General features: G+C 70.3%; 16 protein-coding genes. 4 read left to right on the forward strand and 12 right to left on the reverse strand.

What is annotated here, in order from left to right:
* The first annotated feature begins 7 nt into the window (after positions 1 to 7).
* The 3 genes from AC25YV_RS10715 to AC25YV_RS10725 all read left to right on the forward strand — a co-directional run bounded on the left by AC25YV_RS10715 (position 8) and on the right by AC25YV_RS10725 (position 4,281).
* On the forward strand, positions 8 to 2,575 hold the full coding sequence (locus tag AC25YV_RS10715; protein ID WP_488123838.1) for an ATP-dependent Clp protease ATP-binding subunit: 2,568 nt from the start codon (positions 8 to 10) through the stop codon (positions 2,573 to 2,575).
* A 72-nt stretch (positions 2,576 to 2,647) separates the two neighbouring features.
* On the forward strand, positions 2,648 to 3,520 hold the full coding sequence (locus AC25YV_RS10720) for an LLM class flavin-dependent oxidoreductase (RefSeq protein WP_488123839.1): 873 nt from the start codon (positions 2,648 to 2,650) through the stop codon (positions 3,518 to 3,520).
* Positions 3,517 to 4,281: an LLM class flavin-dependent oxidoreductase gene (locus AC25YV_RS10725; protein ID WP_488123840.1), complete on the forward strand. Its 765-nt coding sequence runs from the start codon at positions 3,517 to 3,519 to the stop codon at positions 4,279 to 4,281. The genes AC25YV_RS10720 and AC25YV_RS10725 overlap by 4 nt, the downstream gene beginning before the upstream one ends.
* 94 nt (positions 4,282 to 4,375) lie before the next feature.
* On the opposite strand, the gene AC25YV_RS10730 is transcribed toward AC25YV_RS10725, so the two are convergent.
* From AC25YV_RS10730 to hrpA, 12 genes are all read right to left on the reverse strand, one after another.
* On the reverse strand, positions 4,376 to 5,959 hold the full coding sequence (locus AC25YV_RS10730) for an aspartate:alanine exchanger family transporter (protein WP_488123841.1): 1,584 nt from the start codon (positions 5,957 to 5,959) through the stop codon (positions 4,376 to 4,378).
* 149 nt (positions 5,960 to 6,108) lie between these two features.
* A complete protein-coding gene (locus AC25YV_RS10735) occupies positions 6,109 to 7,383 on the reverse strand; it encodes a sugar ABC transporter permease (RefSeq protein ID WP_488123842.1) in 1,275 nt (424 codons plus the stop codon).
* Positions 7,380 to 8,183, reverse strand: coding sequence for an ATP-binding cassette domain-containing protein (locus AC25YV_RS10740; protein ID WP_488123843.1), 804 nt, complete (start codon positions 8,181 to 8,183; stop codon positions 7,380 to 7,382). Before AC25YV_RS10740 ends, AC25YV_RS10735 begins: the two co-directional genes overlap by 4 nt.
* Positions 8,184 to 8,252: 69 nt before the next feature.
* Complete coding sequence (locus AC25YV_RS10745) at positions 8,253 to 9,344, reverse strand: sugar ABC transporter substrate-binding protein (RefSeq protein ID WP_488123844.1); 1,092 nt, start codon at positions 9,342 to 9,344, stop codon at positions 8,253 to 8,255.
* A gap of 145 nt (positions 9,345 to 9,489) precedes the next feature.
* On the reverse strand, positions 9,490 to 10,728 hold the full coding sequence (locus AC25YV_RS10750) for a sugar ABC transporter permease (protein WP_488123845.1): 1,239 nt from the start codon (positions 10,726 to 10,728) through the stop codon (positions 9,490 to 9,492).
* Positions 10,725 to 11,609 (reverse strand): ATP-binding cassette domain-containing protein, encoded by an 885-nt coding sequence (locus tag AC25YV_RS10755; RefSeq protein ID WP_488123846.1) that lies wholly within the window; start codon positions 11,607 to 11,609, stop codon positions 10,725 to 10,727. Before AC25YV_RS10755 ends, AC25YV_RS10750 begins: the two co-directional genes overlap by 4 nt.
* Positions 11,610 to 11,662: 53 nt before the next feature.
* Positions 11,663 to 12,712 (reverse strand): sugar ABC transporter substrate-binding protein, encoded by a 1,050-nt coding sequence (locus AC25YV_RS10760; protein ID WP_488123847.1) that lies wholly within the window; start codon positions 12,710 to 12,712, stop codon positions 11,663 to 11,665.
* A gap of 19 nt (positions 12,713 to 12,731) precedes the next feature.
* Positions 12,732 to 13,919 carry an ROK family transcriptional regulator gene (locus AC25YV_RS10765; protein ID WP_488123848.1) on the reverse strand — a complete coding sequence of 396 codons (1,188 nt, stop codon included), beginning with the start codon at positions 13,917 to 13,919 and terminating at the stop codon, positions 12,732 to 12,734.
* Positions 13,920 to 13,952: 33 nt separating this feature from the next.
* Positions 13,953 to 14,810, reverse strand: a complete 858-nt coding sequence (locus AC25YV_RS10770; RefSeq protein WP_488123849.1) for an NYN domain-containing protein — start codon at positions 14,808 to 14,810, stop codon at positions 13,953 to 13,955.
* 2 nt (positions 14,811 to 14,812) lie between these two features.
* Positions 14,813 to 15,796, reverse strand: coding sequence for a Gfo/Idh/MocA family protein (locus tag AC25YV_RS10775; protein ID WP_488123850.1), 984 nt, complete (start codon positions 15,794 to 15,796; stop codon positions 14,813 to 14,815).
* Between the two features lie 47 nt (positions 15,797 to 15,843).
* Positions 15,844 to 16,791 (reverse strand): quinone oxidoreductase family protein, encoded by a 948-nt coding sequence (locus AC25YV_RS10780; protein ID WP_488123851.1) that lies wholly within the window; start codon positions 16,789 to 16,791, stop codon positions 15,844 to 15,846.
* Between the two features lie 29 nt (positions 16,792 to 16,820).
* Positions 16,821 to 20,762 carry an ATP-dependent RNA helicase HrpA gene (hrpA, locus tag AC25YV_RS10785; protein WP_488124035.1) on the reverse strand — a complete coding sequence of 1,314 codons (3,942 nt, stop codon included), beginning with the start codon at positions 20,760 to 20,762 and terminating at the stop codon, positions 16,821 to 16,823.
* A gap of 150 nt (positions 20,763 to 20,912) precedes the next feature.
* On the opposite strand from hrpA, the gene AC25YV_RS10790 reads away from it, so the two are divergent.
* Positions 20,913 to 21,800, forward strand: a complete 888-nt coding sequence (locus tag AC25YV_RS10790; protein ID WP_488123852.1) for an aldo/keto reductase — start codon at positions 20,913 to 20,915, stop codon at positions 21,798 to 21,800.

Below are 21,800 nucleotides of genomic sequence, written 5' to 3' on the forward strand. Positions count from 1 at the left end.
GAAATGCATGCCCGAAGACTTCACGCCCCCCTACGGTGCCGGCGAGAACAGCTCGTTCGATGAGTTCCTCGCGCGGTACCTCGCCGGCGAGCGCGCTCGCGCGGGCCGTTCGATCGACCTCACCCGGTTCCTCGGCTCGCGCACGCAGGAGATCCTGCAGCGCGCCGGCCGGTTCGCGCTCGAACGCGGTCAGCACGAGCTCGACGCACTTCACGTGCTGCGCGTCCTGGTGACGGAATCGCCCGCGAAGGACGCCGTCGAGCGGATCGGCGCCGATCCGGCGGCGATCGCCCGCGCGACCGAGGAGCGTCTGCCCGCGGCATCCGGTGCTGCCGGTATCGACGGTGCCGTCGTCACTCCTTCGGTGCAGCGCGCGCTTTTCCACGCGTTCCAGGTCGCCCGTTCCTCGGGCTCGACCTATGTCGACCCGGAGCACCTCTTCTTCGCTCTGGTGCTCGCGCAGGACACCCCGGCGGGCCAGGTACTGGCACAGGCCGGCGTGACCGCCGAAGCCCTCACGCAGGGCGCGCGCGAGACCGTCACGCCGGGCGGCGTCGGCGGTCCTGAGCAGCAGCCCGAGGCCACGGCATCCGACACGCCGATGCTCGACAGGTTCGGCACCGATCTGACGGCCCGTGCCGCAGCGGGCGAGCTGGACCCCGTCATCGGCCGCGCCGCCGAGATCGAGCAGACGATCGAGATCCTGAGCCGCCGCACGAAGAACAACCCCGTCTTGGTGGGCGAGGCCGGCGTCGGCAAGACCGCCGTCGTCGAGGGCCTCGCGCAGGCGATCGTGGCAGCCGAGGTTCCCGAGCAGCTGCGCGACAAGCGCGTCATCGCGCTCGATCTGCCCGCCATGCTCGCCGGGACCCGCTACCGCGGTGACTTCGAAGAGCGCCTCACCGGCACGATGGACGAGATCGCCGCACGCAAGGGCGAGCTCATCGTCTTCATCGATGAAGTGCACACCGTCGTGGGCGCCGGAGGCGGCGGCGACGGCTCGATGGATGCCGGCAACATCCTCAAGCCGCGCCTGGCACGCGGTGATCTGCACCTGATCGGGGCGACGACACTCACCGAGTACCGCGTCATCGAGAAGGACCCCGCGCTCGAGCGTCGCTTCCAGCCGGTCCGCGTCGGCGAGCCTTCGATCGAAGACGCCGTCCGCATTCTGCACGGGCTCAAATCCGTGTACGAGCAGCACCACGGCATCGTCTACACCGACGAGGCGCTGCGCGCCGCCGTCGAACTGAGCGACCGCTACCTCACGGAGCGCGTGCTTCCGGACAAGGCGATCGACCTCATCGACCAGGCCGGTGCGCGACTGCGACTGCGCCTGGGCGCCAAGGTCGACATCAGTGCGCTCATGGCTCAGCTGGCGACCCTCGAAGCGGACAAGAACGCCGCGGTGTCGGCCGAGCACTACGAAGAGGCCTCCCGTCTGCGCGACGAGATCGCCGCCGTGCAGGGCCGGCTCGAGAGCGTGTCCGAGAAGATGGCCCACAGCGAGCCGGGTGAGGCGAGCCACGTCGTGGACGAACCCGAGATCGCGAGTGTCATCAGCCGGGCCACCGGCATCCCGGTCGCGCGGCTCACCGAGTCCGAACGCGACCGTCTCGCGCACCTCGAGTCCGAACTGCACGCTCGCGTCATCGGGCAGGACGACGCCGTCGCCGCTGTGGCCAAGGCGGTGCGCCGCAGCCGCACCGGCATGGCAGACCCGCGTCGCCCCGTCGGATCGTTCCTCTTCCTCGGACCGACCGGCGTCGGCAAGACCGAGCTCGCGAAGGCCCTGGCGACCTCGCTGTTCGACTCCGAGAGCATCATCCGCTTCGACATGAGCGAGTTCGGCGAACGCCACACGGTGTCGCGACTCGTCGGCGCCCCTCCGGGCTACGTCGGCTACGACGAGGCGGGTCAGCTCACCGAGCGCGTGCGCCGCGACCCGTACTCGATCGTGCTGTTCGACGAGATCGAGAAGGCGCATCCGGATGTCTTCAACCTGCTCCTGCAGGTGCTCGAGGACGGGCGGCTCACCGACGGTCAGGGCCGGACGGTGGACTTCCGCAACACCGTTATCGTGATGACCTCGAACCTCGGCTCGGAGTTCCTCGCGTCGCGCGGTGGAGCGATCGGCTTCCTCGCCGACAGCGGCGGCTCCACGGGGTTCGGGTCTGAGAAGGACCTGCGCGACCGGGTCATGGGCAAGCTCCGCGAAGCGATGCGACCGGAGTTCCTCAACCGGATCGACGACATCGTGCTGTTCCGCAAGCTCGACAAGACGCAGCTGCGCGAGATCGTGCACCTGATGCTCGGCGCGACCGAGGCACGGCTGGCGCAGCGCGAGGTCACCGTGACCGTGACGGACGCGGCGATCGAGTGGCTGGCCGAGCACGGCTACGAACCCGAGTACGGGGCGCGGCCGCTGCGTCGGCTCATCCAGCGTGAGGTCGATGACCGGCTCGCAGAGCTGTTCGTGACGGGCGCGCTCACCGATGGCGGTGCCGTGACGGTGGATGCCGCCGCCGACGGCATCGTCGCGACGGCGGGGGTGCCGCTGGCCGTCGCCGCCTGAGCCCGACAACCGATCCGACACCCGCACCGGTCATCCGGTGCGGGTGTCTGTCGGTGGTGCCAGAGTGGAGGCATGGCACGCATCGGCACGATCTTCAGCCCGTACCAGAACCCTCCCGAGGCGCTTCGCGCAGCCGTCGAGGCCGCGGAGGCCGGAGGCGTTCCCGAGCTGTGGGTGTGGGAGGACTGCTTCCGCGAGTCCGGCTTCGCGACCGCGGCCGTCGCGCTCGCGTGCAGTGAGAACCTGCGGGTGGGCCTCGGCATCGCACCCATGCCGCTGCGCAACGCCGCCCTCACGGCGATGGAGATCGCGACGATCGAGCGGATGTTCCCCGGTCGGTTCCTGCCCGGACTCGGTCACGGAGTGCTCGACTGGATGGGGCAGGCAGGCGCCCGCGTCGCCTCGCCGCTCACCCTCATGCGCGAGTACATCCCGAGTGTGCGCGCTCTTCTCGCCGGCGACGAGGTCACGGTCTCGGGCCGCTACGTCACACTCGACGCCGTGCGCCTGGAGTGGCCGGTCGCCGTCGCACCGCCGGTGTACGCCGCGGCCGACGGTCCGAAGACGCTGCGCCTGAGCGGCGAGGTCGCCGACGGAACGGTGCTCGTCGGTGGATACACTCCCGACGAGGTCGCCGATCGGATCGCGATCGTGCGCGAGGGGCGCGAGGCCTCGGGGCGCACCGGCGCGCACGAGATCGTCGCGTACGTGCATGCCGCGTTCGGCGACGCCGCCGAGGAACGCGCCCGCGGGGAGTTCCCGGACCGTCCCGCCGAGGGGCGCGTGCTGTGGGGATCGGCCGACGATGTCGCCGCCGGCGCCGCACGATTCTTCGAGGCCGGGGTCGACGCCGTCATCCTGCTTCCTGCTGACGGCGAGTCCGATCTGGCGGCCTTCTATGCGCACACCGGCGCGGTGGCACGGCACGTCGGGGTGGCACCGTGACAGGCGATCTGTCGATCGGCATCGCGGCCGCCGCGGGCCCGGCCGTCGGCAGCGCCGTCGCACGGGCGGCCGAACAGGCTGGCCTGCACGCGCTGTGGGTCAACGACACGGTCGGCCATGACGCGCTCGACGTCATCGCCGCCGCCGCTGCAGCGACGGAGCGCCTTGTGCTGGCCACCGGCGTGCTGCCGGTCGACCGGCGCTCGCCCCGCGAGATCCTCGAGCGCGCCGCCGGGCTTCCGGCAGACCGCCTCGTGCTCGGCATCGGCTCCGGCCAGGCGCGCACGGGGGCACTCGATCGGGTGCGGAGCGCCGTGGCTGAGATCCGCGCCGGCACATCGGCGCGGATCGTCGTCGGGGCACTCGGCCCACGGATGCGGCGGCTCGGTACCGCGGCATCCGACGGTCTCGTCCTGAGCTGGCTCACGCCCGACGTCGCGCGGACGCAGCGCGCCCAGGCGCACGAAGCCGCGCCGAGCACGCGGATCGCCCTCTATGTCCGCGCCACGTCGGATCCGGCCGCCGTCGGGCGGCTGCGCGCCGAGGCCGACGCTTACGCGGGGTACCCGGCGTACCGCGCGCATTTCGCGCGGCTCGGCATCGCCGCGCTGGACACGACGATCGAACCGGCGGCGCTGGCGGGAAGCATCCCGCAGTATCGCGACGCCGTCGACGAGGTCGTGCTGCGCGTCATGACGGCGGAGAACACGGCCGACGAGTACGTGCGGTTCATCGACGACGTGCGAGCGGCCGCCGCATGATGTGGCGCAGCCTGGCCTGTTGGGTGCTCGCCGCTCTGCTGGTCGCGGCGCCCAAGCGCCTCCTCAACATCGCCTCGGCCGGGGCGCCTGACTGTCAGAACGCCACGACGAGGACCTGTGCGATGAGGATCTTCACCACCATGGCGGCGGGGTAGACCAGCGTGTAGCCCACCGTGACACGCATGTCGTAGCCGGTGCGCGTGTTGGCAAAGCCCAGCAGCGCCGGGTTGGTGAAGGTGCCCGCCAACACCCCGCCCAGGCGCGTGCCCTCGGTGCGCAGCGCGAGACGCGCGACGACGTACGTCCCGACGGCGAGGAGCGCCGTCATTGCGGCGCCCAGCACCAGGAGGCCGACGATCTCGCCCGACGTGATGGCTGAGACGATCAGCGACCCTGCCTTGGTTCCGGCGTAGGCGAGGAAGAGCACGAGCCCCAGCTCGGCCAGCACGTTTGCGGAACTGGTGGGCAGCGTCGTCACGACCGGGCCCACGCGGCGGACGCGACCGAAAACGAGACCGGCGATGAGCGCGCCCGCCGCCGGGCCGAGGGCGAATCCGCCGCCACCCGGCAACGGCACCGTGACGACACCGAGCGCGAGCCCGAGCGCGATTCCGATGCCCAGCGCCACAGGGTTGATATCGGTCATGCCCCGTTCGGAGTCGCCGATCAGCGCCGTCAGGGCGGGCATCTCGTCCCGGGGAGCCACGACCTGCAGCCGGTCGCCCTGCTGCAGGATCACATCGTCCGCACCGAGCATCTCCGCATCGCCGCGGCGCACACGCGGCACGGTCGCCCCGAAGCGTTCGCGCAGCCCGAGAGCGCCGAGTGCGCGGCCGGCGAGCTCGGGGTTGGAGAGGATGAGGCGGCGATACTCCAGCCGGGACCTGTCCTGGATGATGTCGAGGGATGAGGTGTGCCCCAGTTCGGCGGCTACCGCGTCGACCGCCTCGCGCGGACCGACGACGTTGACCACTCCGCCGGGCGGGAGCTCGGTGTCGGGCCCGACGACGACGTAGTCGCCGCCGCCTTTCGAGCGGAGCCGCGAAAACGTGATGCGCCCTCCATAGCGACGGCTGAGCGCCCCTGCCGTCGGGCGATCGGTGGTGTCGATCCGCACAGCCTTGTTCTCCAACTGCGTGGCAGCCTCGTCGCGCGAAGCGCGATGACGCAGCGCCAGACTGACGGCCACGATGGGCGCGATCACGCCGAAGACGTAGGCGCTCGCGTACCCCACCGTGGCCTCCGGGCTGCCTCCGCTCGCCGCCAGTGCCGGTGTGTTCGTCACCGCACCCGCGAACGTGCCGGCGATCGTCACCGTCGAGAAGCCCAGAGCGCGACCGAGCAGTAGGCCGGTGGCCGCGGTGGCCAAGAGAAGCCCGGTGACCAGGAGGAGGAGGGGGTAGGCGGTGCGGAGGGTATGTCCGAAGCTGGGTCCGGCGATCAGGCCGACGCAGAAGGCGAAGGCCACCAGACCGGTGTCGCCGATGAGCGCCGGAAGCTCAATGGTGACCCCGGTGGCCACACCCCACGCGGTCAGGCCCATCGCGGCGAACAGGACGCCGATCGCACCCAGCGACACCCCGCCCACCCGCACGCGACCGAGCGCAGAGCCCAGCCCCACCAGGAGGAACGCGGTCAGGACCGGTTGCGTGGCGAGGAAATCGAACACCGCTCGCATGCCCCGAGTATGGCCCCGGGGCGCACCGCCGCGATAGGCCTCGGTGTCCGGGGTCGCCCTGGTGAGAGGGGTGCTCCCCGTTGCCGTCCTCCAGGCGTGCTGACCGAATCAGGCGTTGCGCTCTCTGCTGCGATGACGCCAGAGGGGCGCTACGTGCGCATCCCGCCCCCGGAACGCAGTCGCGACAGCGCATCGACGGTCGCCGCGAGGATCAGCACGCCGCCCGTGACGAGCAGATTGACGCCGGCGGGCAGATTGAGCAGCCCGAGGCCGTTCGTGATGATCGCGATGACGAGCGCGCCGATCGCGGCGTTCACGAGCCGGCCCTTGCCGCCGAAGAGGCTCACCCCGCCGACGACGGCCGCCGCGACGCCGGACAGCACGATGTCACGGCCCACCGTCGCGTCGACTGAGCCCACGCGCGAGACCGAGAAGAGCGCCGCGGCTACGGCGAGCGACGAGCAGATGACGAATGCCCACCACTTCACCCACCGCACCTTCACTCCCGAGCGGCGTGCCGCTTCGGCGTTTCCGCCGATCGCATAGATGTACCGGCCGAACTTCGTGCGGTCCAGCACGAACGTGCCGATCCAGAGGATGACCAGCACGATCGGCACGATGACGGGCACACCCGCGACCTCGACGACGGATTGTCCGCGGTTCTGGTTGAGCACGTACACGACAGCACCGCCGATGACCGCGATGACGGCGAGCTTGATCCACACGAGCGGCATCGCGCGGTTCGGTACGCCGGCCCGCGTCCGCCGTGCGCGGTCCCAGATCGCCGTGCCGCCGGAGACAGCCAGCATGACGGCGAGCATGACCCAGCCGCCCCACACCGGCAGATTGCCGTTCTGCAGCGCGATGAGTTCGGGCACCTGGATGCGGTAGAGCCCGCCAGGACCGATGATGACCAGCGCGAGACCCTGGAACCCGAGGAACAGGCCGAGCGTGACGACGAACGACGGTATGCCGATTCTCGCCACGAGAAAACCTATGAGGGCGCCCGTGAGCAGGCCGAATCCGAATCCGATGAGCAGGGCGAGGGGCCAGGGAACTCCAACGACGGCGTTCAGCACGACGAACAACGCCATGCCGACGCCTCCCGTGACGCCGGCTGACAGATCGATCTCGCCGAGCAGCAGGACGAAGACGAGTGCCATCCCCAGGACGACCAGTGACGCCGCCTGATTGAGCAGGTTCGCGAAGTTGCGCTCGGTGAGGAAGAACGGGCTGAGGGCGCTGAACATGATGCCCAGGACGACCAGCCCGCCCACGGCGGGGAGGGCTCCCATGTCGCCGCCGCGCACGCGCTGCCACCACGCGGTGACCTGATCTCGCAGACCCCCCTCGACGCCGCTGCCGATCATGTCGCTCGCGAGCGGGTCGGGCGAGGCCTCGGTGCGTGGCGCGTGCGTGGTCATTCGACGCCTCCGGTGGGGATCGTGGTGCTGTCGATGAGCGTGACGCCTCTCGTCTTGGTGCCGGTGATGTACCCCACGACGTCGTCCCGGGTGGTCTCGTCGGTGTCGATCTGGGCGACCATCTGTCCGAGGTAGAGAACGGCGATGTCGTCGGCGACGGCGAACACGTCGGCGAGATTATGGCTGATGAGGACGACCGCGACGCCCTGGTCCCTCAGCCGCTCGACGAGGTTGAGCACCTGCTCGGTCTGGGCGACGCCGAGCGCCGCGGTGGGTTCGTCGAGAATGACCACGCGCGCCTTCTTCAGCACGGCGCGCGCGATGGCCACGGTCTGGCGCTGCCCGCCCGAGAGGGAGGACACCTTCTGGCGCACCGACTTCACCGTGCGCACCGAGAGCGAGCGCAGAGTGTCGGAGGCCTCTCGTTCCATGCGCCCTTCGTCGAACGTGCCGTTCGCGAGCTCTTCGCGGCCGAGGAACATGTTCTGCACGATGTCGAGGTTGTCGCACAGCGCGAGGTCCTGGTAGACGACCTCGATGCCGAGGGCACCCGCGTCGCGCGGAGCGTGCAGGTCCCGGTGCGCCCCGTCGACGAGCACCTGGCCTTCGTCGTAGGGCTGGACGCCGGCGAGCCCCTTGATGAGCGTCGACTTTCCCGCGCCGTTGTCACCGACCAGGGCCGTGACCCGGCCGGCGCGGATGGTGAGATCGACGCCCTTGAGGACGCTGACCGGCCCGAAGGCCTTCTTGACGCCGATGAGCTCGATGATCGGCTGGGGGGCGGGGATGGTCTCTGGCATGCTCGCTTCCTTGCGATGGTGGGGAAGGGCGCCGCGCCCGTGCGGACGCGGCGCCCCCTTATGAGGAGGTCAGCCGGCGACGACGCCGAACTCCTCGCACGCGGCCATGACATCGGGCGTGCAGACATCGTCGAAGGCAGCGTCGCCGGCGGCGACGACATCCTTGACTTCGTTCGGTCCGACGAGCACCGGAGTGACCTGGATGTACGGCGTCCCGTCGTCGAGCTCTGCGTCGGTCTCGACCGTGTCGCCGTTGAGCAGGGCGATGGCGACCTCTACAGCCGCGGCGGCCTCATCGGCCACCGGCTTGTAGACCGTAGCGGTCTGCCAGCCGAGGAGGATGTTCTGCAGCCCCGCCACGTTGGCGTCCTGGCCGGACACCGCCACGCCCTCGAGGTTGTTGTCCTGCAGCACCTTGATGACGCCGGCGGCGTTGGTGTCGTTGGCCGCCCACACGCCGTCGACCTCGCCGCCCAGAGAGGTCAGCGCCTGCTCGAAGTTCGTCTGCGACTTCGCCTGGTCCCATGCGCCGGGAGGTTCTGCAGCTGCGACGACTCCGGCGCCCTCCATGACCTCGACGGCGCCCTCGTGGAACATCGCGGCGTTACCGTCGGTGGGGTCGCCCCCGATGTAGACCACCGTCGCATCGGCGGGGGCGACACCGGCGGTCTCCAGGCCGTCGAGAACCGTCTGGCCCTGCAGGCGACCGACCTCGACGTTGTCGAACGAGACGTAGTAGTCGGCACCGGCGAACGGCCGGTCGTAGGCGATGACAGGGATGCCCTCGGCCCGCGCCTTGGCGGCGACCGTCTCGGCGGCGCCCTGGTAATCGACGAGCAGCATGACACCGCAGCCCTGCGTAAGCTGCTGATCGGCGATCGTGGAGAACTTGTTCACATCGCCCTGGGCGTTTTGGATGTCGACCTCGAAGCCGGCGCCCTCCAGGCCCTCCTGCAGGTACTTGCGGTCGAAGTTCTCCCAGCGAGGAGATGATGCGGCGTCGGGCAGGATGACGCAGGCTCGGCCGGTCGCGTCGCCGCCGGCTCCGCTGTCGGCGCCACTCTCGGACGGCGTGGCGCCGCCGCCGCCGGCACAGCCGGCCAGAATCATCGCGGCGGCGCCTGAGAGTGCGGCGACCGCGAACAGAGATGACTTCTTCATCGTTCGCCTTTCGTCATTGAAGGTGCGAATCCCGGGCGGCGCCCGAGGCGCATCGTTCTCAGGTCGATCTTGGGGCCGCAGCATCCTTGACGTCAAGTAGTGAACGTAACGCTTTGGCAACTCGTTCGTGAAGTGAATCCAGAGATCATGCCCGTCCGCTCGCCGCGCGCGAGCGACGAGAGACGGAGTCGACGATGACGGCGAGCACGAGGACGACGCCTGTGACGATGAACTGGATCGATGAATCCAGGTTCAGCAGCGTCAGCCCCGACGAGATCGACTGGATCACGATGATCCCGAGCAGTGCGGCGTATGCCGTGCCTCGGCCGCCGAACAGGCTCGCCCCGCCGATCACCGCGGCGGCGATGGCGACGAGGTTCGTATCTCCGCCGCCGGAGCTCTGGTTCGCCGCGGCGAGCCGCGCCGCCGCGAGAATGCCCCCGAGGGCGGCGAGCGTCGAACACAGGACGAACGCAGACACGTAGATGCGCTCGACGCGGATTCCCGCACGTCTGGCACCCTCGACCGATCCGCCGACGGCGTAGACCGCCCGACCCCACCGCGTGCGCGTGAGCAGGACGTTGACCGCGACGACGAGCACGACGAACAGCAGGAACATGACGCCCACACCGCGGGAAAGATGCAGATACCAGGCGACGACGACGAGGAAGGCGAGCAGCCCGCCCGCCCGCAGGCCGATCTCGAGGTACCCGCGGTGCACGAGGTCGGCCCCTGCACGGCGGCGGGCGTGGCGCACGCGCGTCCATGCGTAGCCTGCTGCAGCCAGCACCGCGAGGGCGTACGAGGCCCACGCGGGAAGGAACAGCCGCTGCGCGAACGTCACGAGCCACGAGTCGGGCGGCAGATTGAGCGAGCCGTTGGGGCCGAGGACCCACAGCTGCAGCCCGAGGAACCCGAGGAGTCCGGCGAGGGTGATGACGAAGCTCGGCACACCGAACCGCGTGAAGAGGAACCCGTACAGCAGCCCCGCCGCGACGCCGATCGCGACGGCCGCCAGGAGAGCGAGGATCGGATGCCACGACAGCTGCACGAACGTTACCGCCAGCACCGCCGCGGCGACACCCGAGACCGAGCCGACCGACAGATCGATCTCGCCCACGAGCAGCACGATCACGACACCGAGTGCGATCGTGCCGATCGCCGCGCATTGCATCGTGAGGTTGACGAGGTTGGTCGAGGAGAGGAACACGGGGTTCAGGGATTGGAAGACGATCGCGATGACGAGGAGGCCGCCGATGACGGGGAGTGCGCCGAGGTCACCGCCGCGGATCCGGGCCGTCAGCAGGTCGAGCGAGGATCGGATGCCGGCGGATCGTCCGAGCTCGTCCTCGACAGCGGCCGAACCGGTGTCCCGCCCGTTCATGCGTCCCCGCCCCGGCGTCCGCTGCGCCGCTCGTGGGGGCGCGGGAGCGGGATGACCTGCGCCCCCGTGCGCTCTTCGTCCAGGCCGGCCGCTTCAGGCGGTGGGGCCGCAGCCGGGCGTGTGGACACGTCTGTGGCGCCCGTGATGGCGGTGATGAGTGTCTCGCTCGTGAGCTCGGCGGCGCTGTACACCCCGTTGTTCCTGCCCAGCCGCAGCACCACGACGCGGTCTGCGACGGCAAGGACGTCAGCCATGTTGTGGCTGATGAGCACCACGCCGTGCCCTCGTTCGCGCAGTCGCTCGACGAGGTTGAGCACTTCCGCCGTCTGCGCGACACCGAGCGCCGCCGTCGGCTCGTCGAGCATGATGACCCTCGGATCGCCCACCAGCGAGCGTGCGATCGCGACCGTCTGACGCTGACCGCCCGACAGCGACGCGACAGGAACGCGCACCGACGGCACCTTGGCCGAGAGCTCGCGCAGCAGCGACCAGGTGCGCTTCTCCATCCCGACCTCGTCGAGAAGGCCGTCGGCGACGAGCTCCCGTCCGAGCCACAGGTTCGCCACGACGTCGAGGTTGTCGCACAGCGCGAGGTCCTGGAACACCGTCGCGATGCCCAAGCGCTGCGCGTCGGCGGGGGAGTGGATCTGGACCGATTCGCCGTCGAACTCGATCGTGCCGGTATCCGGAGCGTGCACACCCGCGAGCACCTTGATCAGGGTGGACTTCCCCGCACCGTTATCGCCGACGAGCGCGACGACCTCGCCCTCATTGACCCAGAAGTCGACACCGGTGAGGGCCCTCACCGAACCGAAGCGCTTGCCGATCCCGCGCATCGTCAGCACGCGCTCGCGGGAGCGCCCTGGCCGAGTCGGCGCCATCGTCACTCCTCGTCATCGGGGTCGTTGGCAACGACCCTACTCGCGCCCCGCGCTCACTCCACGACGAGCCCCGCTGCCACGCAGTCCGCGCGGTAGTCCGGCGTGCAGATGTCCTCGAGCCGCCAGAAGCCGTCGGCGATGACGGTGTCGACGATGTCGTCGACGGTCACCGCGACCGGCTCGAGCAGTGTCGTCGGTGTGCCGTCGATCGTCATCGGCGCCGCCACGGTATCGCCGCGCAGGAGCGCGACGGCCACCTCGGCGGCAAGCTCTGCCTGCGGCTTCATCGCCTTGTAGACGGTCATGTACTGGTCGCCGCGCACGATGCGCTGCAGCGCGGACAGTTCGGCATCCTGACCCGTCACGACCGGCATCGGCGAGACCCCGGCCGCGCGTAGGGCCCCCACCGCGCCGCTCGCGATCCCGTCGTTGGCCGCGTAGACCCCGGCGATGCGGTCGCCGTACTGGGTGATCTGTCCGGCGACCCAGTCCTGTGCCTTGTCGGGGCTCCAATCGGGCGTGTCGTACTCGGCGAGCACGTCCAGGCCCGTCCGGTCGATGACCTTGTGGGCACCGGCGCTGAAAGCGGCTGCGTTGCCGTCGGTGGGCGATCCGTTCACGATGAGGATGCCGCCGGTGCCCTCGCCGCGGTCGCGCAGCGCGTCGACGAAGGCCGTCGCCTGGAGCATCCCGACCTTCTCGTTGTCGAACGACACGTAGTAGGCCAGATCCCCGCCTTCGACGAGCCGGTCGTACGACACGACAGGCACGCCCTGCGCATTCGCCGCTGTCACGATGCTCACCGCGGCGCGCCCGTCGACGGGGTCCAGGACGAGCACACCGGCCCCCGACGCGAGCGCGGATTCGGCCTGCTGCTGCTGCTTCGCGGCATCCTGGTCGGCATTGGCGTAGAGCACGCGGTAGTCGCCGAGCTCGGCGACCCGCGCCTCGAAGAAGGGCCGGTCGAAAGTCTCATAGCGCGCCGTCTTGGCATCGGGAAGCAGGAGGGCGATCGTTCCCGCCGAGCCCCCGTCATCCCTGCACGCCACGAGCAGCATCGCGCTCAGGCACACTGCCGCGAAGGCGGCGATGACGCGGCGCACTTGCGCGGATCCGAGCACGCTACGCCGTGATGGCCACAACATCGGATTCGACGGCGACGTTGTCGAGGGCGATCGCGATTGCTCCGCGCGTCTCGGCCCACTCTCCGAACGATGCCCCGACCACCTCGGGCAACCCCGCCGCGGCGGGTAGCGCCGAGCGCTCGAGCGCGTGCCGCATCGGTGCCATGAGGATCTCACCCGCGAGGCCCAGCTCACCCCCGACGACGATCATCTCGGGGTCGAAGAGGTTCGACACGCTCGCCGCGGCGATACCGATATGACGGCCCGCGTCGGCGATGACGCGGCGGGCGCTGCCGTCGCCGTCCTCGGCAGCCTGCAAGAGATCGCCCAGTCGTTGCATGCCCTCGCCCGGGGGGAACAGCGACAGCAGCGCGGGACCGCCGGCGAACGTTTCGAGGCAGCCGCGGTTGCTGCACCGGCAGATGGGGCCGTTCTCGTCGAGCGTCACATGGCCGATCTGGCCGGCCTTGCCGTTCGCGCCGCGGAAGAGGTCGCCGCCGATGACGAGGCCCGAGCTGATCGAGTGGCCGACCCGGATGAACACCGACGACGCGGCCGTGCGCGAGCTGCCCTCACGTGCTTCGGCGAGGCCGCCGAGATTCGCTTCGCTGTCGACGTGCACGGGTCGCCCGATACGCGCTCGCAGGCTCTCGCCGACATCGACGCTCTCCCACCCGCGCAGGAGCCCGGGGGTGGAGATCATGCCCGTTCGCGGATCGATCGGCGCGGGAAGGGCCAGCCCCACCGAGAGGAGGTCGGAGACGTTCCCGCCGAGGGACTCCATCATGTCGCCGAGCAGGATGCTCACGCGGTCCAGTTCGGCGTCGTGGCGGTGATCCAGGGGGACCGGCAGCGCCGTCTCGGCCACGATCGTGCGCATCGGGTCGGCGATCGCGATGCGCAGGTGCCGAGAGCTGAAATGCACGCCCGCGACGAGTCCGAGCCGTCGGGCGAGCGAGACGAGGGTCGCGCGGCGACCGCTGCGCGAGGTGGACGACGTGTGCAGCACACCCGATGCCGTGAGCTCTTTGACGATGTTCGACACGGTCGCCGGTGAGAGGCCGGTGATCCCGGCAAGCTCGACCTGAGTGAGGCGCCCGTGCCGCTTCAGAGACTCGAGCAGGCGCGCGCGATTGGCCTCGCGGAGCGAGGACTGCGAGCCCGGCTGGGCGCTGCGTCGTGCCACAGTCCCACACTGTACCCGACAGTGTTCACGGCCTCAGCGGCGCTCACCCGCGAGACGGATGAGCACGATGTTCGACGACTCGTCGACCTCGGCCACCGTGGGATGGGCCTTGACGAAGTCGGTGAAGCTCTTGTGTCCGACCGCCTTCTCACTGAACGCGGGGTCGAGCCGCTTGATGAGACTCTTCACCTCGGACGCGTGCTGCCACTTGTCGTCGTCCTTGTCGTTCTCGAGGCGCAGCGCCCGCTCGAGCAGATCGGCGGCCGGGTCCTTGGCCTTCTGGCGCGAGCGGCGGGTGCCGCCGTCGGACTTGCCGGTCGCCGGCGGGGTCACGCCCGGCAGCGCGTCGTAGGCGTCGAACTGGTCGCATGCCGCGGCGAGCGACTTCGCGGTCGAGCCGGCGACGCCGACGCCGACGACGAACCGGCCGAGCCGCTTGCAGCGCTGGGCGAGGGGCACGTAGTCCGAGTCTCCGGCGACGATGACGACGTGCGTCAGGTCGGGAAGGCGGAACATGTCCTCGACCGTGTCGACGGCGAGACGGATGTCGGCGCCGTTCTTGGCGTAGGCGGCGGCGGGGAACAGCTGCACGAGGTCGACGGCGCGCGCGACGAGCTGCGAGCGGTAGTCGGCGTTGACCGGCGCTGACCAGTCGGCGTAGGCGCGCGTGAGCACGAGGGTTCCGAAGGATGCGGCGTAGTCGATGATCGCCCCGACGTCGATGCGTGCCGCGGCGAGCCGTTCGGCGATCTCGGGCGCCGTGGCGTTCTCGGCGATGCGCTGACGATCACGTGAATAGGCGTTGCGCCCGTGCACGCGGTCGTACCAGGACATCACGATGTTGTCGAAGTCGAGGTAGACGGCGACGCGGGGCTGGAGCAGGTCTGGCATGTTCAGTTCTCTCCGGGGTAGTGAAGACCGATGATCTCACGGACAGCGTCGAGACTGCCCATTATCTGGACGGTTTCATCGATCGGCAGAACATCGCTGTCGGTGACTCCCTGCGCGATGAAGCGCTCGGCCGCGAGTGCCTGATACTGCATGCCCCGGCCCTCGACCTGCGACGCGAACGCCTCACGGACCGCGCCGTCGGGACCGAGAAGACGGAAGGACGTCGGCGTGTACCAGACGGGGTCGATCTCGATGCGGGCATCCGTGCCGATGATGTGCGCCGTGTTCGGGCCCGCCGAGTGCGCCGCCGACAGGGTCGTCGCGATCGCTCCCGACGGGTAGGTGAAGATCGTTGCGATCTCGGCGTCGGCTCCGGTCGGACCGAGAGTCCCCGCAGCCGCGATCGTCGCGGGCGCGCCGAGCACATCCCATGCGAACGAGACGGGGTAGATGCCCAGATCGAGCAGTGCACCGCCCCCGAGTTCGAGGGCATTGAGACGATGCGCGGGGTCCGAGCTGATTCGCTGCGTGTGGTCGGCCGTCAGGGCGCGCACGGCGCCCAGCGCGCCCTGCGCGAGCAGCTCGCGGATGCGGACCATGTGCGGCAGGTAGCGCGTCCACATCGCCTCCATCGCGAGGAGGCCCTTCGCCCGGGCGACGTCGCGCACGAGGGCGGCCTCGGCCGCGTTGATCGTGAAGGGCTTCTCGACGAGAACGTGCTTGCCCGCTTCGAGGGCGAGGATGGCCTGCGCCGCATGGAACGGGTGCGGTGTCGCGATGTAGACGATGTCGATGCCGGGGTCGGCGACCAGGTCTTCGTACGACCCGTGGGCGCGCGGCACGCCGAGCTCGTCGGCGAACGCGCGGGCGTTCTCGAGTCGGCGGGAGCCCACCGCGGCGAGGTCGAGCCCGGCCGTCTTCAGGTCGCGGGCGAACGCACGGGCGATCCCGCCAGGTCCGAGGATGCCCCAGCGCAATGCAGTCATTCTCCGAGCGTACCGAGCCTCTCGCGGTCCGGGGGCAAGGTCGCAGTTCACGGGCGGAGGGTGACCTTGCCGTCCGTGCCGGAGTCGACGAGGCGCTGGGCCTCGGATGCTTCCGCGAGGGGCAGCGACGGGCCGAGTTCGACCGAGAAGCGGCCCGCGGCCAGCAGCGCGAGGGTCACCGGCACGGCCTCGGCACGCCAGGCCTGCTGCTGCGCGGTGAGCGGGTCGGGGCTGCCGCCCGAGAAGGCGCGGATGCCCAGGCCAGCGGCATCCGCCCCACGAACGATCGTCGCGATGCGGGCGCGGTCGGCGACCAGATCGAGTGACGCCTGCAGCGCCTCGTCGGTTCCCGCCGCGTCGAGGGCGACCGTGATCGCGTTCGCGTTCGCGGTCGCGGCACGGACCCGATCGACGAGTCCCTCGCCGTACGCCACGGGAATCGCCCCGAGCGCGCGGACGCGGTCGAACCGGCGCTCGGACGCCGTCGCGACGACGGTCGCGCCGGCGAGCACGGCGAACTGGATCGCCGCCTGGCCGACGGCACCCGATCCGCCGTGGATGAGCAGCGCGTCGCGCGGCCCGACGGCGAGCGAGCGCAGAGCCTGGTAGGCGGTGCCGAAGGGGATGCCCAGGGCCGCACCGAGTTCGGCGCTCACCGACGCCGGTCGCGGCACGACGCGCCGGGCGTCGACCACGATGGCGGTCGCGTAGGCCCCCATGACGCCCGAGAAGACGACGGCGTCACCGACGCGGAGTCCCTCGACGTCGGTGCCCACGGCGGTCACGACGCCGGCCCCGTCGGCGCCGACGCGCCGTGGCCCGTCCAGGGGAGCGGATGCCCGGCGTCCGGACCGCAGCTTGCCATCGATCGGGTTGACGCCGGCCGCCTCGACCCGCACGGCGACCTCGCCCGGCCCGGGCTCGGACGGATCGAAGTCGATCTGGTGCAGGACCTCGGGTCCGCCGAACTCGGTGTAGACGATCGCGTGTGCCATGTCGGGGCCAACCCGTCCGCGGCTAAGGACTATTCCCGCAGCGCCTTCTGGATGCGCTGCAGTGAGACCTGCTCGGCCGTGCCGAGCCCCTGCGCGAAAAGGCTCACGCGGTACTCCTCGAGCAGCCAGCGCACGCGGTTGAGGGACGGCGATGCATCGGGCGCGAGGGGGAGCGTGCCGCCCGCCTCGATGTACAGCGCGGCAGCGCGCTCGAACTCGTTCTGCCGCTGACGGTCGCGCCCGGGGCTGTCGGTGAGGCTGCGCACCCGCTCGAGCGCACCGCGCAGATACCGCGGCAGGTGCGCGAGCCGCTCGGGGCCTGTCCGCGCGATGAAGCCGGGAAAGACCAGCCCCGCGACCTGCGCCTTGACGTCGTTCAGGGCCGCCAGCAGCGTCAGCGAGTTCTGGTCGCGGACGGCCCGCTCGACATCGCGCGCCGCCGTCAAGATGCGGGCCACGAGCGAAACGGTCTGGAACAGCTCATCGACGACGACCGCTGAGAACGCATCCCGCACGGCCTCGAATCTGGCGCGCGTGCGCACGACACCGTCGGGAACCGTGCGCGCGATGACAGCGTCGGCGAGAGCGAGGCGCGCGTCTTCGATGAGCGCCTTCGCCGACGAATACGGGGATGCCGCCAGTGCGAGCTTCTCGGCCGACGTGAGGTGCTCCAGCACATAGGCGGCGGGCGATGGGGCCGTCAGGAGCACGAGTCTGCGCACGCCCGCGCGTGTTGCGGCGGCGGCGGCCTCCGGAGTCGTCTCGATGCGGAGTGCGACGCTGGCACCCTCATCGATGAGCGCGGGATACCCGCGTACGACGCCGCCGGCCACCTTCGTGTCGACGACGTCGGCCAGGTCGCCGACTTCCCAGTCGGTGAGGCCGGACCGTTCTGTGACGGCGGCGGATGCTGCCGCGCTCGGCGGTGCTGCGGGCCCGGGCGCCGCGGCACGCGGGGTCAGCGAGCGCGAGACGGCCGTGCGCGCACGATCGGCGAGCCGTCGCTGCAGGTCGCCGAGGTCGCGCGCCGATCCGGCCGTGCGTCCCCGCTCGTCGACGGCGCGGAACGAAACGAGCAGGTGCGACGGCACGCGAGCCAGCTCGAAGTCCGCGGGGGTGACGGGCTGGTTGGCGATCCGCTGGATGCGGGTCGCGAGGGCGTCGAGCAGCGGCGTGGGAGGCAGACCGTCGTGGGATTCGGGCCCGAGGCCCGCGAGGTCTTCGGACAGCCGCGCGGCCCAGTCCGCGGCGGGCACGACATGCCGGCGGATCGCTTTCGGCAGCGCGCGCAGGAGTGCCGTGATGAGCTCGTCGCGCATACCCGGCACCTGCCAGTCGAACCCGTCCGGACGCAGCTGCGCCAGCAGAGCGAGGGGCACGATGACCGTGACACCGTCATCGGGTGCGCCCGGCTCGAAGCGATAGGCGAGCGAGAGCACCTGATCGCCCTGACGCCAGCGCGCCGGAAAGTCCCGCTCGTCGCCGCGCGCCGCGTCGTCGAGGAGGTCGGCCTCGGCCATGTCGAGCAGGCGCGGCGTCGTGGCCGCGGCATCCTGCCACCACGCTTCGAAAGAGCGCGCGTCGAAGACGTCCCGGGGGATGCGCGCGTCGTAGAAGCGGTAGACGGCCTCGTCGCCCACGAGGATGTCGCGTCGCCGCTCGCGCTCCTCGATCTTCTCGAGCCGGCGACGCAGCTCGAGGTTGCGCCGTTCGAAGGCCGTGAGCCGCTTGTCCAGGTGCGACGAATCCCAGTCACCTTCGACGAGCGCGTGGCGCACGAACAGCTCGCGGGCGAACGGCCGGTCGAACCGGGCGAGCTGCACGCGGCGGCGCGGCACGATCTCGACCCCGAAGAGAGTGACCTTCTCATACGCGGATGCCGCGCCCGCGGCCTTCGACCAGTGCGGTTCGCTCAGCTGCCGTTTGGCGAGGTCGCCCGCGAGCGGCTCGGCCCAGGCGGGGTCGATCGCTGCGACGGTCCGGGCGAAGAGGCGGCTCGTCTCGACGAGCTCGGCGGCCATGACGGCGGTGGGCCGCTTCTTCTTCAGCCCAGACCCGGGGAAGATCGAGAACCGGGTGCCGCGCGCGCCGATGTAGGTTGCCGGAGCGGCGCTCTTGCCCTGGGCGCCCTTCGCGCCGGTCTGACGGGCGGGGGCGCGGTCGTCGAGGATGCCGATGTGCGAGAGCAGGCCCGACAGGATCGCCTTGTGCATGGCGTCCGCATCCGAGCCCGCAGCTTCGCCGTCACGGGAGGAGTGCGCGTCGGCCGTGCGGTTTCGCGGGGAACGACCCAGCAGAGCCTTGAGCTGACGGTGGACGTCGAACCACTCCCGCACGCGCACGTAGTTGAGGTGCTCGGCGCGGCACATGCGGCGAAACGCGCTCGAGCCCAGCTCGCTCTGCTTCTCGAGCAGGTGGTTCCAGAGGTTGAGGAGCGTGATGAAGTCGCTGGTCGGATCGGTGAACCGGGCGTGCAGGCGGTCGGCCTCTTCGCGCCGTTCCTCGGGTCGTTCGCGGACATCCTGGATCGACATCCCGGCGACGATCGCGAGCACGTCGGGCATCACGCCCGTGCGGCGGGCCTCGACGATCATCCGGGCGAACCGCGGGTCGATCGGCAGCCGTGCGATCTCCCGGCCGATCTCGGTGAGCCGTCCTGTCTCTGACGCGCCCCTGCCGCCCCCTGAGCGCGCCGTCTCGACGGCGCCCAGCTCTGTCAGGAGGTCGACGGCCGCCTTCACACCGCGCGAGTCGGGCGGTGTGAGGAAGGGGAACCGCTCGATCTCGCCGAATCCGAGCGCGAGCATCTGCAGGATGACCGAGGCGAGGCTCGTGCGCAGGATCTCGGGCTCGGTGAACTCGTCCCGCGTCGCGAAGTCGTCTTCGGCGTAGAGCCGGATCGCGATGCCCGGCGCCGTGCGTCCTGCGCGGCCGGAGCGCTGCTGCGCCGAGGCCTGCGAGATCGGTTCGATCGGCAGCTGCTGGATCTTCGTGCGGTTGCTGTACCGCGAAATGCGGGCGGTGCCCGTGTCGATGACGTACCGGATGCCGGGGACCGTGAGGCTCGTCTCGGCGACGTTCGTCGCCAGGACGACACGGCGGCGCACGCCCGCGACGCGTGAGCGTTCGAACACGCGGTGCTGCTCGGCCGAGGAGAGGCGCCCGTACAGGGGGAGCACCTCGGTCGGCGCGGCATCCTTGGCGTACATGCCGCGAACGGCATCCATCGCGTCGCGGATCTCTGCCTCGCCGGGAAGGAAGACCAGTACGTCGCCCGCGGGTTCGCGATCGAGTTCGCGCAGCGCCGCGGTGATTCCGTCGACGTCGTCGCCGTCGCTCTCGGCGGCATCCGTCCGTGGCCGGTACCGGATCTCGACGGGGTGCGTGCGGCCGGACACCTCGATGACGGGCGCGGGCCCGGACGGACCTGCGAAGTGCTTCGCGAAGCTCTCGGGGTCGATCGTCGCGCTCGTGATGATGACCTTGAGGTCGGGGCGCTGGGGCAGGATGCGGGTGAGGTACCCGATCAGGAAGTCGACGTTGAGAGAGCGTTCGTGCGCCTCGTCGATGATGATCGTGTCGTATCGCCGCAGCAGCCGGTCGCGGTGGATCTCGTTGAGGAGGATCCCGTCGGTCATGACGGCGATGCGGGTGTCCTCGGTGACCTTGTCGGTGAATCGCACCTTGTAGCCGACCGTCGTGCCGAGGGGAACCTCGAGCTCTTCGGCGACGCGTTCGGCGATCGTGCGCGCCGCGATCCGGCGCGGCTGGGTGTGGGCGATGCGGGTGCGGCCGAGCTCGAGGCAGATCTTCGGCAGCTGCGTCGTCTTGCCCGACCCCGTGGCGCCGGCGACGATGACGACCTGGTGATCGCGGATGGCGCGCGCGATGTCGTCCCGTGCGGCGCTGACGGGCAGCTCCGGCGGGTATGAGATGACAGGTTCTGGCGCGGACACAGCCCTCGATCGTATCTGTCGCAGGCTCCCCGGCGGGCGTCGGCGTGCGATCCGGCGTAGGAAGGGTCGCCCGTCGTGCCCGCGGCGGTCGGGGGCGTACGTCTGTCACCCGGTTTCTTCACATCCACCCGAGACGGGCAGGCTCTGCGGTCGTAGTCTGTTCGCATGGCAGACCACCACGCACACCACCACGCCGGCCCCGAGGCTCAGCCCCCCGCCGATGTGCCGCGGATTCCGCTCAACTCGGGGTACGACATTCCGCAGTTCGGGTACGGCGTGTTCAAGGTGCCGCCCGCGGAAACCGAGAAGGTCGTCAGTGAGGCGCTCGCGCTCGGCTACCGCCACATCGACACCGCAGCGATCTACGGCAACGAAGCGGGTGTCGGTGCGGCGATCGCGCGGAGCGGCATCCCGCGCAAGGAGCTGTTCATCACGACGAAGCTGTGGAACGACCGGCAAGCCGGGGAAGAGCCGCGCGCTGCGCTCGAGCAGAGCCTGACCACACTCGGGCTGGAGTACGTCGACCTCTATCTCGTGCACTGGCCCGCACCGGCGAACGACAACTACGTCAACGCGTGGAAGTCGCTCACGACCTTCGGCGACACGGGTCTCGTGCGCTCGGTCGGCGTGTCGAACTTCCTCGTGGAGCACCTCGAGCGCATCGTCGATGCGACGGGAGTGCTGCCCGCCGTCAACCAGATCGAGCTGCACCCCGCCCATCAGCAGCGCGACGTCGTCGCGTGGTGCGCCGAACGGGGCATCCGCATCGAGGCGTGGGGTCCGCTCGGACAGGGCAAGTACGACCTGTTCGGCACACCCGCCGTGCACGACGCCGCGGCAGCTCATGGCCGCACGCCCGCGCAGGTGGTGCTGCGCTGGCACATCCAGAAGGGCAATATCGTCTTTCCGAAGTCGGTCAACCCCGAACGACTGCGCGAGAACCTGCGCATCTTCGACTTTGCGCTCTCGGACGCCGAGATGGCGGCGATCGACGCTCTCGATCCGGGTGATGGCACGGGGCGCGTCGGCGCGCACCCGAATGAGCTGAACTGA

The sequence above is a fragment of the Microbacterium sp. Y832 genome (genome assembly GCF_057669765.1).